Annotated in this window: 14 protein-coding genes and 1 pseudogene; 10 read left to right on the top strand and 5 right to left on the bottom strand. The window is 65.7% G+C overall.

What is annotated here, in order from left to right; translation table 11 throughout:
- Positions 1-101: pseudogene (locus G8O24_RS31385) on the top strand (methyltransferase domain-containing protein); the annotation flags it as partial.
- A 45-nt stretch (positions 102-146) separates the two neighbouring features.
- Here G8O24_RS31385 and G8O24_RS31380 read toward each other — a convergent pair.
- Together G8O24_RS31380 and mnmA are read right to left on the bottom strand one after the other, a co-directional pair.
- On the bottom strand, positions 147-785 hold the full coding sequence (locus tag G8O24_RS31380; RefSeq protein WP_188106178.1) for a class I SAM-dependent methyltransferase: 639 nt from the start codon (positions 783-785) through the stop codon (positions 147-149).
- A gap of 23 nt (positions 786-808) precedes the next feature.
- The gene (gene mnmA / locus G8O24_RS31375; RefSeq protein ID WP_188106176.1) at positions 809-1990 is read right to left on the bottom strand and encodes a tRNA 2-thiouridine(34) synthase MnmA; all 1182 of its coding nucleotides are present in this window, start codon (positions 1988-1990) and stop codon (positions 809-811) included.
- 348 nt (positions 1991-2338) lie between these two features.
- On the opposite strand from mnmA, the gene G8O24_RS31370 reads away from it, so the two are divergent.
- The 9 genes from G8O24_RS31370 (at position 2339) to G8O24_RS31330 (ending at position 12079) form a co-directional block, all read left to right on the top strand.
- Positions 2339-3967 (top strand): flagellar hook-length control protein FliK, encoded by a 1629-nt coding sequence (locus G8O24_RS31370; RefSeq protein ID WP_188106174.1) that lies wholly within the window; start codon positions 2339-2341, stop codon positions 3965-3967.
- 13 nt (positions 3968-3980) lie between these two features.
- Positions 3981-4691, top strand: coding sequence for a flagellar hook assembly protein FlgD (locus G8O24_RS31365; RefSeq protein ID WP_188106172.1), 711 nt, complete (start codon positions 3981-3983; stop codon positions 4689-4691).
- A 368-nt stretch (positions 4692-5059) separates the two neighbouring features.
- Positions 5060-5335 carry a CtrA inhibitor SciP gene (sciP, locus tag G8O24_RS31360; protein ID WP_002714638.1) on the top strand — a complete coding sequence of 92 codons (276 nt, stop codon included), beginning with the start codon at positions 5060-5062 and terminating at the stop codon, positions 5333-5335.
- A 182-nt stretch (positions 5336-5517) separates the two neighbouring features.
- Positions 5518-7134 carry a flagellar basal-body MS-ring/collar protein FliF gene (gene fliF, locus G8O24_RS31355; protein WP_188106171.1) on the top strand — a complete coding sequence of 539 codons (1617 nt, stop codon included), beginning with the start codon at positions 5518-5520 and terminating at the stop codon, positions 7132-7134.
- 31 nt (positions 7135-7165) lie between these two features.
- Positions 7166-8260, top strand: coding sequence for a flagellar motor switch protein FliG (gene fliG, locus G8O24_RS31350; protein ID WP_188106170.1), 1095 nt, complete (start codon positions 7166-7168; stop codon positions 8258-8260).
- Complete coding sequence (locus G8O24_RS31345; RefSeq protein WP_188106169.1) at positions 8260-8880, top strand: FliH/SctL family protein; 621 nt, start codon at positions 8260-8262, stop codon at positions 8878-8880. The genes fliG and G8O24_RS31345 overlap by 1 nt, the downstream gene beginning before the upstream one ends.
- A gap of 3 nt (positions 8881-8883) precedes the next feature.
- On the top strand, positions 8884-9234 hold the full coding sequence (gene fliN / locus G8O24_RS31340) for a flagellar motor switch protein FliN (protein ID WP_188106168.1): 351 nt from the start codon (positions 8884-8886) through the stop codon (positions 9232-9234).
- A 54-nt stretch (positions 9235-9288) separates the two neighbouring features.
- Positions 9289-10674 (top strand): sigma-54-dependent transcriptional regulator FlbD, encoded by a 1386-nt coding sequence (flbD, locus tag G8O24_RS31335; protein WP_188106167.1) that lies wholly within the window; start codon positions 9289-9291, stop codon positions 10672-10674.
- Positions 10675-10930: 256 nt separating this feature from the next.
- Positions 10931-12079 carry a M20 family metallopeptidase gene (locus G8O24_RS31330; protein ID WP_188106165.1) on the top strand — a complete coding sequence of 383 codons (1149 nt, stop codon included), beginning with the start codon at positions 10931-10933 and terminating at the stop codon, positions 12077-12079.
- A 55-nt stretch (positions 12080-12134) separates the two neighbouring features.
- Here the strand turns inward: G8O24_RS31330 and G8O24_RS31325 are convergent, their stop codons facing one another.
- The 3 genes from G8O24_RS31325 to G8O24_RS31315 all read right to left on the bottom strand — a co-directional run bounded on the left by G8O24_RS31325 (position 12135) and on the right by G8O24_RS31315 (position 13843).
- Entirely contained in the window at positions 12135-12290 is a 156-nt protein-coding gene (locus G8O24_RS31325; RefSeq protein ID WP_164938468.1) for a hypothetical protein, read from the bottom strand.
- Positions 12291-12393: 103 nt separating this feature from the next.
- Positions 12394-12975, bottom strand: a complete 582-nt coding sequence (locus tag G8O24_RS31320; protein ID WP_188106163.1) for a flavin reductase family protein — start codon at positions 12973-12975, stop codon at positions 12394-12396.
- Positions 12976-13006: 31 nt separating this feature from the next.
- Positions 13007-13843 (bottom strand): ATP-binding cassette domain-containing protein, encoded by an 837-nt coding sequence (locus G8O24_RS31315; RefSeq protein WP_188106161.1) that lies wholly within the window; start codon positions 13841-13843, stop codon positions 13007-13009.
- Between the last annotated feature and the right edge of the window lie 4 nt (positions 13844-13847).

Here is a 13847-nt window from a genome sequence, read left to right as displayed (position 1 = left end):
ACCTCGCCTTTCCCGACAATTCCTTCGACGCGGTGGTGGCGCAATATGTCATCACCGCGGTGCCCGATCCCGAAGGCACGCTCGATGAGTTCGTGCGCATGGGTGGGAAACGCGCGGAGCCCCCGCGCTGTTCCCACCGCTGAACATTACGATTTGCGGTAGCGGATCAGCGAGAAGTGGCCCAGCGGCGGCATCGGGCGGCGCTCGGCGAGCGTGATGCCGCCGTGCTTGGCGGCCCAGTTGACGAGGCGCGCCCACGGGAATTCCGGGCGCCAGCCGAGGCGACGGGCCAGCGGCGCAAACGCAAGCTCGGAGAGTTTGCGTAGGCCCTTCTCGGCGCCGATGTGGTTGACGAGGATCAGCTCACCGCCGGGCTTGAGCACGCGCACGAACTCATCGAGCGTGCCTTCGGGATCGGGCACCGCGGTGATGACATATTGCGCCACCACCGCGTCGAAGGAATTGTCGGGAAAGGCGAGGTTCTTCGCGTCCATCACCGAGAGCACTTCGACATTGGAGAGGCGAAGGCTGCGCACGCGTTGTTGCGCCTTGCGCAGCATCGGCTCGGAAATGTCGACGCCGCAGATCTTCGTGGTGCGCGAATAGTCCGACAGCGAAAGACCCGTGCCGACGCCGACGTCGAGGATTCGGCCGCCGATGCGGTCGGCCTCCGCGATGGTCGATTGCCTGCCAGCATCGAACACCTTGCCGAACACGAGATCATAGACCGGCGCCCAGCGGCCATAGGCCTTCTCGACCCCGGCCCGCGAGATGTCTGCTGCCATGCCCCCTGCCCTGCCCCGGAAGTTTAGCCGCGCACCGCTTCGGCGAGCGGCCTCACCGTGCTCGTAGCGACCTTCGCGGCAGCGCTCTGGATGAAGCCGCCGCCCAGCACGCGCGCCTGCCCGCTGGCTGCGTCGTAGAACACGCAGGCCTGGCCCGGCGAAACGCCCTCTTCGCCGGCGACGAGCTCGACCTCATAATGGCCATTTGCGCCGCGCAGCCAGGCCGGCTGCGGCGCACGCGTGGAGCGCACGCGCACGAACAGCTCGAGGCCGCCTCCGATCGCGCGGTCGATGTCGCCGCCGCCGATCCAGTTGACGTCGCGCAGTGCGATGCGGTGCATCTTCAGGGCCTCGCGCGGGCCGACGACGACGCGGCGGCTCGCGGCATCGAGCCGCACCACGTAAAGCGGCGCGGTGGCCGCGATGCCGAGGCCGCGGCGCTGGCCGATGGTGAAATTGGCGATGCCGTGATGCTGGCCGAGCACGCGGCCGTCGAGATCGACGATGTCGCCGGGGTCCATCGCGTTCGGGCGCAGGCGCGTGATGATGTCGGTGTAGCGCCCCGTGGGCACGAAGCAGATGTCCTGGCTATCGTGCTTGTCGGCGACGCTAAGGCCAAAGCGGCGCGCGAGCTCGCGCGTCTCCGGCTTGGTCATGTCGCCGAGCGGGAAGCGCAGGAAGTCGAGCTGTTCCTGCGTGGTCGCGAACAGGAAATAGCTCTGGTCGCGATCGGCGTCCGCCGCGCAGACCAGCGCGCGCGAGCCATCACCCTGGCGGCGCGAAGCGACGTAATGGCCGGTGGCGAGCGCCCGGGCCCCGAGCTCGCGCGCGGTCTTCAAGAGGTCGCGAAACTTGACGCTGCGGTTGCACTCGATGCACGGCACCGGCGTTTCGCCGAGCGCGTAGGAATCCGCAAAATTGTCGATGACGGACTCGCGAAAGCGGTCCTCATAGTCGAGCACGTAATGGGGAATGCCGAGCTTGGCGGCGACATCGCGGGCGTCGTGGATATCCTGGCCGGCGCAGCAGGCGCCCTTGCGGTGGGTCGCCGCACCATGATCGTAGAGCTGCAGCGTGATGCCGACGACGTCGTAGCCTTCCGCCTTCAGCAGCGCAGCCGTCGTCGAGGAATCGACGCCGCCCGACATGGCGACGACGACCCTGGTGTCCTCAGGACGGCCTTCGAGATCCAGACTGTTGAGCATGGGCCTAAGCGTTGTGACGGCGGCGTTTCCCGCGATTCCTGATGCCTTGAGCCGGGACGGCAGCTATCCCCGGGAACCCTGGGTTCCCTCGGGGGCACTTGGCTGGCCCGGTCGAAAGCGGCTGAGAGCACCCTTTAATATAGGCGGCATTCCGGTGAAGCAATCACGGGTGATGGCCCCTTAGGGCAATTCTTGCCGGGGCGGCAGAAATGACGGGGCTGGAGCCGGCATGTCGGCGACGGAGTAAATCCTTCAAGATATTGATTTTATTCTACAAAATTCCACCAAGAGGGATTGGCCCGCTCCTTGCTGACCTCCTGGTCCGAAGATGTTTTCAAGGGGTCGCCTGTGGTCGGTAGCACGTCAGACGTAGCGGCAAGCGCGCAGGTCTCGAGCGCGCAAGCGAAGCCTGCCCGGCCGCAGAGCCCCGCCAAGGACAAACCCCCCAGCGACTCCTTCGGCGCGCTGGTCGACAGCAACACCCAGGCCATCAGCAACAGCGCCCCGTCGCAGAGCCAGGACCCGGCGCCCCGGCGAACCGATTCGTCGTCCTCGTCCTCGGACCGGAACGCACACGACACCTCCTCGACCGACACCTCCGCATCGAGCAAGGCGAGCGACAACACCGATTCCGCGACGACGGCGGCCAGCACTGCGCCAGCCGATCAGCCCAAGGCTGATGGCAAGAGCAAAGACAAGTCCGACGCCTCCAAGGCGGGAGACAAGGCGCAACAGTCCAAGGACAGCACGGACGCCAAGGGCAACAAGGGCGACAAGACCGACAGCACCACCGACGGCCTCGCCGCCGCCGTGGATGCCGCGGCCAACGCTCAAGCGGCGGCGCAGACCACGACGCCCGATCCGACCCCCGTTCCTGTCGCAGCACCCGCAGTGCCGGTCGATCCGAATGCGGCCGCGAACCAGGCTGCCGGCACGGCGTCCTCGCCGCTGACGATCGCCGCGGCCGGCATCGCCGCCAGCGCCTCCACCGCGGCACAGATCGCCGGCACCAAGACCGATGCGACCGGCAAGACCGCCAAGACCGGCGACGCCAAGACCGCCGACGCGAAGATCCCGCTCGCCGACGCGGCGACCACGGATGCGACCGCAACGGATGTCACGGCCAATGCCGCGCAGGTGATCGTCGTCGATCAGGGCACACCCAAGACCTCGTTCAAGGCTGCCACGACAGCGCAAGGCCAGGCCGACGTTTCCAATATCGGCCAGGACACCGGCAAGACCGCGCAGACGGCGACGCCGGCGCAAAATTCCGCGACCGCAGCCGGCGCCATCGCGCATCCGCAAGCCGCAAAGTCGCAGGTTGATGCCGCCACGACCGATGCCAAGGTCGCGGCCACCAATCGCGTCAATGATGCCACGCCGGCCGCGCCCACCACGCACGCGCATGCCGATACCCAGGCAGCAGTTGCTGCGCCGACCGATGTCAGCACGCAGGCGGCCAACGCCGTGCAGGCGCCGCTGACGACGACCACATCTGCAGCCACCGCCTCCACCGCGACGCTCACCGCGACCGCGGCGACGTCGAACGCCGTGCCGATCAGCGGCATTCCGGTCGAGATCGCAGCCGCTGCGCGCGCCGGCAAGACGCGCTTCGACCTCAGCCTCGACCCGGCCGATCTCGGCCGCATCGACGTCCGCATCAACGTCGACCGCAACGGCCAGGTCACCTCGCATCTCACGGTCGAGAAGCCGGAGACGCTGCAGATGTTGCGGCAGGACGCGCCGCAATTGCAGCGCGCGCTCGACGATGCCGGCCTCAAGACCGGCAGCAACGGGCTCTCCTTCAGCCTGCGCGACCAGAATTCATCGGGCCAGAACGCCGGCCAGAACAACGACAATTCCGGCAATGCCCGCCGCCTGATCATCAGCGAGGACGACCAGGCCGCAAGCGCTCCCGTCAGCCGCAGCTATGGCCGCATGCTCGGATCGAGCAGCGGCGTCGACATCAGAGTGTGAGGAGTATCGGGCCATGACCACCACGAATGCCGCCACCGCGCCGTCAGTCGTCTCCGGCACCACAGACGTTCCGAAATCCTCCTCGTCGAACGCGAGCCTGAGCTCGAGCACGGGCGCGACGCTCGCAGGCAATTTCCAGACCTTCCTGACCCTGCTGACCACGCAGCTGCAGAACCAGAACCCGCTCGATCCGCTCGACACCAACCAGTTCACCCAGCAGCTGGTGCAATTCGCCGGCGTCGAGCAGCAGCTCAAGACCAACGACTCGCTGTCCCAGCTCGTCACCCTGCAGCAGACCACGCAGGCGACGCAGGCGCTCGGCTTCGTCGGCAAGACCGCTCTGGTCGACGGCACCACCGCGACCATGACGAACTCGTCGGCGACCTGGCATCTCAACGTGCCCACCGATGCCACCGTCGACATCACCATCGCCAATTCCAGCGGCCAGACCGTGTTCACCGGAAAATACACGGCCGGCGCCGCCTCCGACGTTCCCTTCACATGGAACGGCCAGGGCAATGACGGCACGCAATGGCCCGACGGCAAGTACACGATCTCGGCGACGGGCAAGGACGTCGCCAACAACAATGTCGGCATCGCCGCGCAGGTGCAGGGCGTGGTGAGCTCCGTCGATCTGACCCAGTCGCCGCCGCTGCTCTCGATCGACGGCACCAGCTACACGCTGAGCCAGGTGAAGAGCATCATCGCGACCAGCAGCAATTAAGGGCGCGCGCCCGCCACACAGACAGTGTCATCCCCGCGAAGGCGGGGATCCATAACCACCGAATGTCGGTTGAGGCGAAGACATCACGCCGAGTCGTTCGCCAAACTACTCCCAGGGTGATGGGTCCTGGCTTTCGCCGGGACCACGTTGAAGGGCCCTCGCGCCGCGCGCAGGCCTCGTTCGTTAGTAAAGTATTTACGCAGACCCCCGCTCGGCACGCTGAAATTGCGCTTTCAGCCGGCCGAGCCGACGGCGTTCCAGCCGGATTCAACGAGAATTGTATTGAAGCCTTAGGCTTAGCGGATTTTTAAGCCGCGGCGCGTAGGGTTACGGCGTGAGTTCAGTGGTTGAGAGTTTGTGAGTACGCCATGACAGAACCCCATCGCCCGAGGGTAAAATACGTCATCGGGCCGGACGGCAGTCCGCTGACGATTGCAGACCTGCCCGCACCCGGCACCAAACGCTGGGTCATCCGCCGCAAGGCCGAGGTCGTCGCCGCTGTCCGCGGTGGACTTCTTTCGCTCGAGGAGGCCTGCAGCCGTTATACCCTGACGGTCGACGAATTCCTCTCCTGGCAGTTTTCCATCGACCAGCATGGTCTGGCGGGTCTTCGCACCACCCGCATCCAGCAATATCGCCAGTAAGCAATCCGGAAATCTGCTGCTTTTGACGAAAATCGGCCTCGCTCTGCGAGGCCGATTTTTTTCATGTCGCTACTTTTGTCCAAGCTCTTAACCTTCGTTAACCATATCGAAACCATCACCTAGGCAATAATTGCCCACTCGGCCGCTCTTGGAATGCGGGTCGAATCTGTCGGGGCGGTTGCTTGCAAGGTCTTGCTGACTTCTTAAAGGGTATCGGCGCCGCCCGGTTCGGGGCGATGATCGCGGTCACCGCCGCGCTCATCGGCTTCTTTGCCTTCGTCATCATGCGGGTCACCACGCCGCAGATGACGACGCTGTTCACCGATCTCAGCGTCGAGGATTCCTCCAGTATTATCAAAGACCTGGAACGCCAGGGCATCCAGTTCGAGTTGCGCAATGAAGGCACCATCATCATGGTGCCGAAGGACAAGGTCACGCGCCTGCGGATGAAGCTTGCCGAGGGCGGCCTGCCCAAGGGCGGCGGGGTCGGCTACGAGGTCTTCGACAAGTCGGACGCACTCGGCACCACCTCTTTCGTCCAAAACATCAATCATTTGCGTGCGCTGGAGGGCGAGCTCGCCCGCACCATCCGCGCCATCGACCGAATCCAGGCGGCCCGCGTCCATCTGGTGTTGCCCGAGCGCCCGCTGTTCGCGCGCGAGGCGCCGGAGCCGTCGGCCTCGATCGTGGTGCGCGTCCGCGGCTCGCTCGAGGCCCAGCAGATCCGCGCCATCCGCCACCTCGTCGCCTCCGCGGTCAACGGCCTGAAGCCGCAGCGCGTCTCGATCGTGGACGAGGCCGGCCAGCTGCTCGCCGACGGTGCCCAGACCGATCCGGAGCAGGCCGCAGGCGACGACCGGCGCATCGCCTTCGAAAAGCGGCTGCGCAAGCAGGTCGAGGACATCGTCTCCTCGGTAGTCGGCTCGGGCCGCGCCCGCGTCCAGCTCTCCGCCGATTTCGACTTCAACAAGATCACCCAGACCTCGGACAAGTTCGATCCCGAAGGCCGCGTGCTGCGCTCGACCCAGACAAGGGAAGAGCAGAGCATGACCGCCGACAATAACGGCCAGGTCACGGTCAACAACGAGCTTCCCGGCCAGCAGCAGAACGGGGGCGCCGCGGCGAAGGACCAGAGCAAGAAGACCGAAGAGACCAACAATTACGAGATCTCCCGCACCACCAAGACCGAGGTGACCGAGGCCGGCCGGGTCAACCGTATCTCGGTCGCGGTGCTGGTCGACGGCATCTACACCAAGAACGACAAGGGCGAGCTGGCCTACACCGACCGCACCAAGGAGCAGCTCGACCGCATCGCCACCCTGGTGCGCTCGGCGATCGGCTTCGACCAGAAGCGCGGCGACCAGGTCGAGGTCGTCAATCTGCGCTTCGCCGACGCCCCCCCCACCGCCCCGATCGCCGAGCCCTCCGGCTTCCTTGGCATGCTCCAGTTCACCAAGGACGACATCATGTATTTCGTCGAGCTCGGCGTGATGATGATGCTCGGCCTCGTCGTGATGTTCATGGTGATCCGCCCGCTGGTGAAGCGCATCCTCGCCTCCGACGAGGTCGCCGCCGCCATATCAGGCGTTCTCGCCGGGCCCGCCGCGTCCGAAGAGGCACCTGCCGCCGCCGGCGGTCAGGCCCTCCTGCCGGGCGGCGCCGCCAGCGCGATCGACGTCGCCACCATCCAGGGCCAGGTCCACGCCCAATCAGTTCATCGCGTCGGCGAGCTCGCCGAGCGCAACCCCAACGAAACCGTCGCCATCATCCGTCAATGGCTAACGGAGCCGACGAAGTAACCGAAGCCAGTGAATCAAGAAGTGATCTGACATGGCCGCCTCCTTGCAAAACGCCAACTCGAACGACATCACCAGCGTGATCTCCACGCTCGGCCAGCGCGCCGGCAGCCGGCAGGGCGGCGCCAAGGCCGAGGCGCTGTCGGGCCCGAAGCGCGCCGCGATCCTGATGCTGGCGCTCGGCGAGCAATATGGCGGCAAGATCTGGGGCCTGCTCGACGACGACGAGGTGCGCCAGCTCTCGCTGGAAATGTCGACGCTTGGCACGGTCGAGGTCGATACGGTCGAGGACATGCTGCTCGAATTCGTCTCGCGCATGTCGGCTTCGGGCGCGCTGATGGGCAATTTCGACGCCACCGAACGCCTGCTGCAGCAGTACCTGCCGCCCGAGCGCGTCAACGGCATCATGGACGAGATCCGCGGCCCCGCGGGGCGCAACATGTGGGAGAAGCTCTCCAACGTACAGGAAGAGGTTCTCGCCAACTACCTCAAGAACGAATATCCGCAGACCATCGCGGTGGTGCTGTCGAAACTGAAGCCGGAACATGCCGCGCGGGTGCTCGGCATCTTCCCCGAAGACCTCGCGCTCGACGTCGTCAACCGCATGCTGAAGATGGAAGCGGTGCAGAAGGAGGTGATCGAGAGCGTGGAGAAGACGCTGCGCACCGAATTCATGTCGAACCTGTCGCAGACCCGGCGCCGCGATGCCCACGAGGTGATGGCGGAAATCTTCAACAATTTCGACCGCCAGACCGAAACCCGCTTCATCACCTCGCTGGAAGAGGAGAACCGGGAATCGGCCGAGCGCATCAAGGCGCTGATGTTCACCTTCGACGATCTCGTCAAGCTCGATTCCGGCTCGGCCCAGACGTTGATGCGCAACGTCGACAAGGACAAGCTCGGCGTGGCGCTGAAGAGCGCGAACGAGGACGTCCGCAACTTCTTCTTCGGCAACATGTCCTCGCGCGCCGCCAAGATGCTGCAGGACGACATGGCGGCGATGGGCCCGGTGCGGCTGCGCGACGTCGACGAAGCCCAGGCGCTGCTGGTGAACCTCGCCAAGGACCTCGCCGCCAAGGGCGAGATCATGCTGACCAAGAACCGCGCTGACGACGAGCTGGTGTACTGATGGGCGCCCCCGCCAAATTCCTGTTCGACACCGACTTCGCCGCGCCCGACCGGACGCGCGAGAAGGCGGCGACCGCAGCCGAGATCGCGCAGAAGGTCGCGGAGGCCGAGGCACGTGCCTATCAGGACGGCTTTGCCGCCGGCCAGCGCGAGGCCAAGGCCGAGAGCGACCGCCGCGTCGCGCTCGCCATGGAGGAGATCAACATCGCGATCCGGGGCATCGCGTCAGGCATCGGCAATATCGAGAGCAAGATGGAGACCGAGGCGGTCGACGTTGCGGTGGCGGTCGCGCGCAAGCTGTGCGCCGACCTGATCGCCGCCGAGCCGCTCGGCGAGATCATGGCGCTGGTCAAGGATTGCTTCTCGCACCTGGTCGCGACGCCGCATCTCGTGGTTCGCATCAACGACGCGCTGTACGACAGCGCCCGCGAGAAGATCGAACGGCTCGCCAAGCAGAGCGGCTTCGAAGGTCGGCTGGTGATCCTGGCCGAGCCCGAAATCGCCACCGGCGACTGCCGGATCGAATGGGCCGATGGCGGCGTCGTGCTGGAGCGCAGCGCCATCGCAGCCAAGATCGACGAGATGGTCGGACGCTATATCGCGTCCCGCAAGGGGAACTAAGCCATGAGCGACACCGACGGACAGGTCCCGCTGCCCGATCTCAACGGCCCACTGCCGCCCGGTGGCACCGATGTCGGCTACAACGAGGACGAATATGCGGCGCGTGTCGCCGCCGACCTCGAGGCTGTCTTCGACGTGCCGGTGCAGGTCTCGGCGGTGCTCGGCCGCTCCAAGATGGATGTCGGCGAGCTGCTCAAGCTCGGACCCGGCACCGTGCTCGAGCTCGATCGCCGCGTCGGCGAGGCCATCGACATCTACGTCAACAACAAGCTCGTCGCGCGCGGCGAGGTGGTGTTGGTCGAGGACAAGCTCGGCGTCACCATGACGGAAATCATCAAGACGGAACGCGGCTAAGGCACGCAAGAGGGATGACGCGCGAAAGCGCGAGCAGACGGACAGGAGACTGACATGCGGCTTCTCATCGTTGGCACATTGAAGGGCCAGCTCACCACCGCCACCAAGATCGCGATGGACAACGGCGCCACCGTGACCCACGCCGAGGATCACGAGCAGGCGATGCGCGTGCTGCGCGGCGGCAAGGGCGCCGACCTCCTGCTGGTCGACGTTGCCCTCGACATCCGGGACCTCGTGATGCGGCTGGAGGCCGAGCACATTCACGCCCCGATCGTCGCCTGCGGCATCACCAACGACGCCCGCGCCGCCGTCGCCGCGATCCACGCCGGCGCCAAGGAATACATCCCGCTGCCGCCGGAGCCGGAGCTGATCGCCGCGGTGCTCGCCGCCGTCGCCAATGATTCCCGCGAGCTGGTCTATCGCGACGACGCCATGGCGCGGGTCATCAAGCTCGCCCAGCAGATCGCGGGCTCCGACGCCTCGGTGATGATCACCGGCGAATCCGGCACCGGCAAGGAGGTGCTGGCCCGCTACGTTCACACCCGCTCGGGGCGCGCCAAGCGCCCGTTCATCTCGATAAACTGCGCCGCGATCCCCGAGCATCTGCTGGAGTCCGAGCTGTTCGGCCATGAGAAGGGTGCGTTCACCGGCGCTGTCGCCCGCCGCATCGGCAAGTTCGAGGAGGCAACCGGCGGCACGCTGCTGCTCGACGAAATCTCGGAGATGGACGTCCGCCTGCAATCGAAGCTGCTCCGTGCCATCCAGGAGCGCGTGATCGACCGCGTCGGCGGCACCAAGCCTGTGCCGGTGGACATCCGCATCATCGCAACGTCGAACCGCAACCTGGCCGATGCCGTGCGCGAAGGCACGTTTCGCGAAGACCTTTTGTTCCGCCTCAACGTCGTGAACCTGAAGATTCCGCCGCTGCGCGAGCGTCCTGCCGACATCATGGAGCTCGCCCAGCACTTCGTGAAGAAATACGCCGAGGCCAACGGCGTGCCGATGCGCCCGATCTCGACCGAGGCCAAACGCGTGCTCTCCGCCAACCGCTGGCAAGGCAACGTCCGCGAGCTCGAAAACACCATGCACCGCGCGGTGCTGATGGCGCAGGGCGACGAGATCGGTCCCGAGGCGATCATCACGCCGGACGGCGACCGCCTCGACCTCGCCAAGACGGCGCCGGCCGTAGCGCACGCCACCATGGCCGCCGAGCAGGTGACGCGCGCCCTGGTGGGGCGCACCGTCGCCGATGTCGAGCGCGATTTGATCCTGGAGACGCTCAAGCACTGCCTTGGCAACCGGACCCACGCTGCCAACATCCTCGGCATCTCGATCCGCACGTTGCGCAACAAGCTGAACGAATACGCCGACGGCGGCATTCCGATCACGCCAGCGGGCACGCCGGGCGAGTATCCGCGGATGCCGATGATCGGGGCGTAAGGCCTCAACCGAGATCGAGAGGATGCGATGCCCGGGCCAAATCCCGGGCATTTTTGTTGGAGGCCACGCTGCTAGCGTCGTCATTGCGAGCGCAGCGAAGCAATCCAGAGTCTTTCCGCGGAGGCCGTCTGGATTGCTTCGCTACGCTCGCAATGACGGGCTGGGAGCGTTCCCCGCATAACGGGACCGCATTACGTGACTAGGCCATCACGACTCCAGGCCCTATAACCGCTCGCGAGAACCACGCGAGGAAAACATGTCTGAAGCCCAAATCACCGATTGGCTGGCATCGCAGCGGCAGGCGATGGTCGATCTGCTGCGCGATGTCGTGAACATCGATTCCGGGTCCTATGACAAGGAAGGCGTCGATGCGGTCGGTGCGCGGTTCGAACGGCATTTTGCCGAGCACGGCATTCCCTACAGGCGCGAGGGCAATGCCACTTTCGGCGATGCCATCCACGCCGAGGTGGCAAAGCCCGGCAGCAACGAAAAGCCGGTGCTGTTTATGGGACATCGCGACACGGTGTTCAGCAAGGGCGAGGCCGGGAAGCGTCCGTTCACGATCAAGGGTAACCGTGCCTACGGGCCCGGCGTCGCCGACATGAAGGCCGGGGTCGTGATGAACATCTTCGTCGCCACCGCCTTCCACAAATTCGGCGGCAACCCGCATCCGATCAAGCTGCTGATCACCTCGGACGAGGAGATCGGCTCGCCCTCGTCGCGGCCGATAATCGAGCGCGAGGGGCGCTCTGCGCGCGCCGTGTTCAATTCCGAGCCTGGCCGCCCCACCGGCAACGTCGTCACCAGCCGCAAGGGCGGCATCTTCATGCACATGGCCATATCAGGAAAGGCAGCGCATTCCGGCGCCAATTTCGCCGCGGGCATCAGCGCGATCGGCGAGCTCGCGCACAAGATCACGCAAATCCACGCGCTGACCGATCTCACCAAGGGCATCACGCTCAATGTCGGCCTCATCTCGGGCGGCCAGTCGGTCAACACGACCGCGCCCTATGCCGAGGGCCAGATCGACATGCGCTACGTCGATCCGAAGGATCGCGCCACTGTCATGGCCGAGATCGAGCGGATCATCGCGACGCCTTACGTGCCCGGCACCAGCGCGACGCTGACGATCAAGGGCGAGTTCGTCCCGGTGGTGCAAAGCGAGAGCTCGAAAGCACTGTTCGAAACTTATCAGGCCGCCGCCAGGCAGGCCGGCCTCACCACGCTGCAGGGCGAGTTCTCCGGCGGCTGCGCCGATTCAGGCTTCACCGCCGCGGTGGGAACGCCGACCATCTGCGGCGTCGGTCCGGTCGGCGGGCTCGCGCATTCGCCGGAGGAATATCTCGAGCTCGACAGCATCGTGCCGCGCGCGCAGACGCTGGCGCTGGCGATTTTAAGGGGATGAGTTCGCAGGGTGGATTGCGCGTTCGGCCAATCCACCCTAGGAGACCTCCCAAACCTCATGAATAACTCGGCGCGTCGGGCTTGCGGAATATGTGGATGGGATCGCCGGGCACGAACGGCTGGCCGCGGAACATCGCATACGCATAGAGCGCGAGATAGGCAATCGCCAGCGCGCCGACGGCGTAGAAGGCCCAGGTCCCGACGCGCTTCATAGCTCCGCTCCATGGCCGTCCCGCCACGGGAGGCTCAGGGCGCTTCTAGAGCGATGATTGGAAAAAGGCCAGCCTGGGAAAAAGGCCAGCCCGAGCGCGGCGATCAAACGCCGCGCAGGCCGCGCGCGGGAACGCTGACCTCGGCGAGTCGCGCCGCATCCTCGTCCTGATCAACCGCCAGATACTGCCCATGCCAATAGGCGAGCGCCGCGTTGCGGACCGAATTCCTGATGTCCCTGACACGGCCGATGACGATGCCGTGCGAATGCCGCTCGACGATCTCCTCGACCTCGCAATCGACCGCGGACAAGGCGCCGACCAGCAGCGGCACGCCGGAGACGGACGTGACCCATTGGCTGCCGGCGAAACGATCAGCCCCCTTCAGGCCACCCTTGCCGGCAAAACGCTCGGCGACATCGAGCTGATCGGCCGCCAGGATGTTCACGCCGAAGGCACCGTAGCGCTTGATCAGCGGGAAGGACGAGGCATCGCGGTTGATGCTGACGAGCAGAGTCGGCGGTTCGACCGACAGCGAGGTGACTGAGGTCACCGTCATGCCGGTGATGTCCTTGCCCCGCCCGGCGGTGATGACGCTGACGCCGCCGGTGAGGTGGCGCATGGCGCCGCGGAAATCGGCGGACGAGACGGGGACTTCAGTCATGAGATCGCGGGGCACTACATTCATGGTATGGTCCCCGAAACGGGGTTCCCTCTATTTAGGTACGGTCTTCCGCCGACAAAAGGTGGCGCAGGATCGAGCCTTCGAGACTGGCAAGCTCCGCCGAGCCGCGCTCGCGAGGCCTGGCTGCGTTAACCGTAACATCGTGGGCAATCCGGCCGTCCTCGATCACCAGCACCCGGTCCGCCAGGGCGACCGCCTCGGCGACATCATGGGTCACAAGGATCGCGGTAAAGCCCTGATCGCGCCAGACGCGCTCCAGCAGCCGCTGCATCGAGATGCGGGTCAGCGCGTCCAGCGCACCGAGCGGCTCGTCGAAGGCGAGCACCCGCGGCCGGGAGACCAGCGCGCGGGCGAGCGCAACGCGCTGCTTCTGGCCGCCTGACAGCACCGAGGGCCACTGATCACGCTTGTCGGCGAGGCCAACCTCGTTCAAGGCCTTCTCGGCGCGGGCATCCGCGTCCTTCGAGGCACGGTCACGGCCGAGGCCGACCTCGACATTGGCAAGCACCCGCGCCCAGGGCAGCAGGCGTGGCTCCTGGAACATCACGCGGATGTCTTCCGCCTTCACCTCGTCGGCAAAGCTGATGCTGCCGGCATCGATCTTCTCAAGGCCGGCGATGAGACGCAGCAGCGTGCTCTTGCCGCAACCGCTTTTTCCCACGATCGCCACGAACTGCCCGGCGGGGATGTGCAGATCGATGCCGCGCAGCACCTCGTTGTCGCCGAAGGATTTGCGCAAGCCGCGAATGCTCAGCGGCAGGCCGCTGGCCTGAGCCGGCCGCTCCTCGCGCACGACACGCGTTTGAGGCGCGAAATTGGCGAGGCTGGCGAGCTCGGTTTCGGGAAGGGCCGTACGAAGCGCTGTCTGCATGTGA

The organism is Bradyrhizobium campsiandrae, from assembly GCF_014529705.1.
GTDB classification, from domain to species: domain Bacteria; phylum Pseudomonadota; class Alphaproteobacteria; order Rhizobiales; family Xanthobacteraceae; genus Bradyrhizobium; species Bradyrhizobium campsiandrae.
This window is presented reverse-complemented; position numbering and strand designations above follow the sequence as displayed.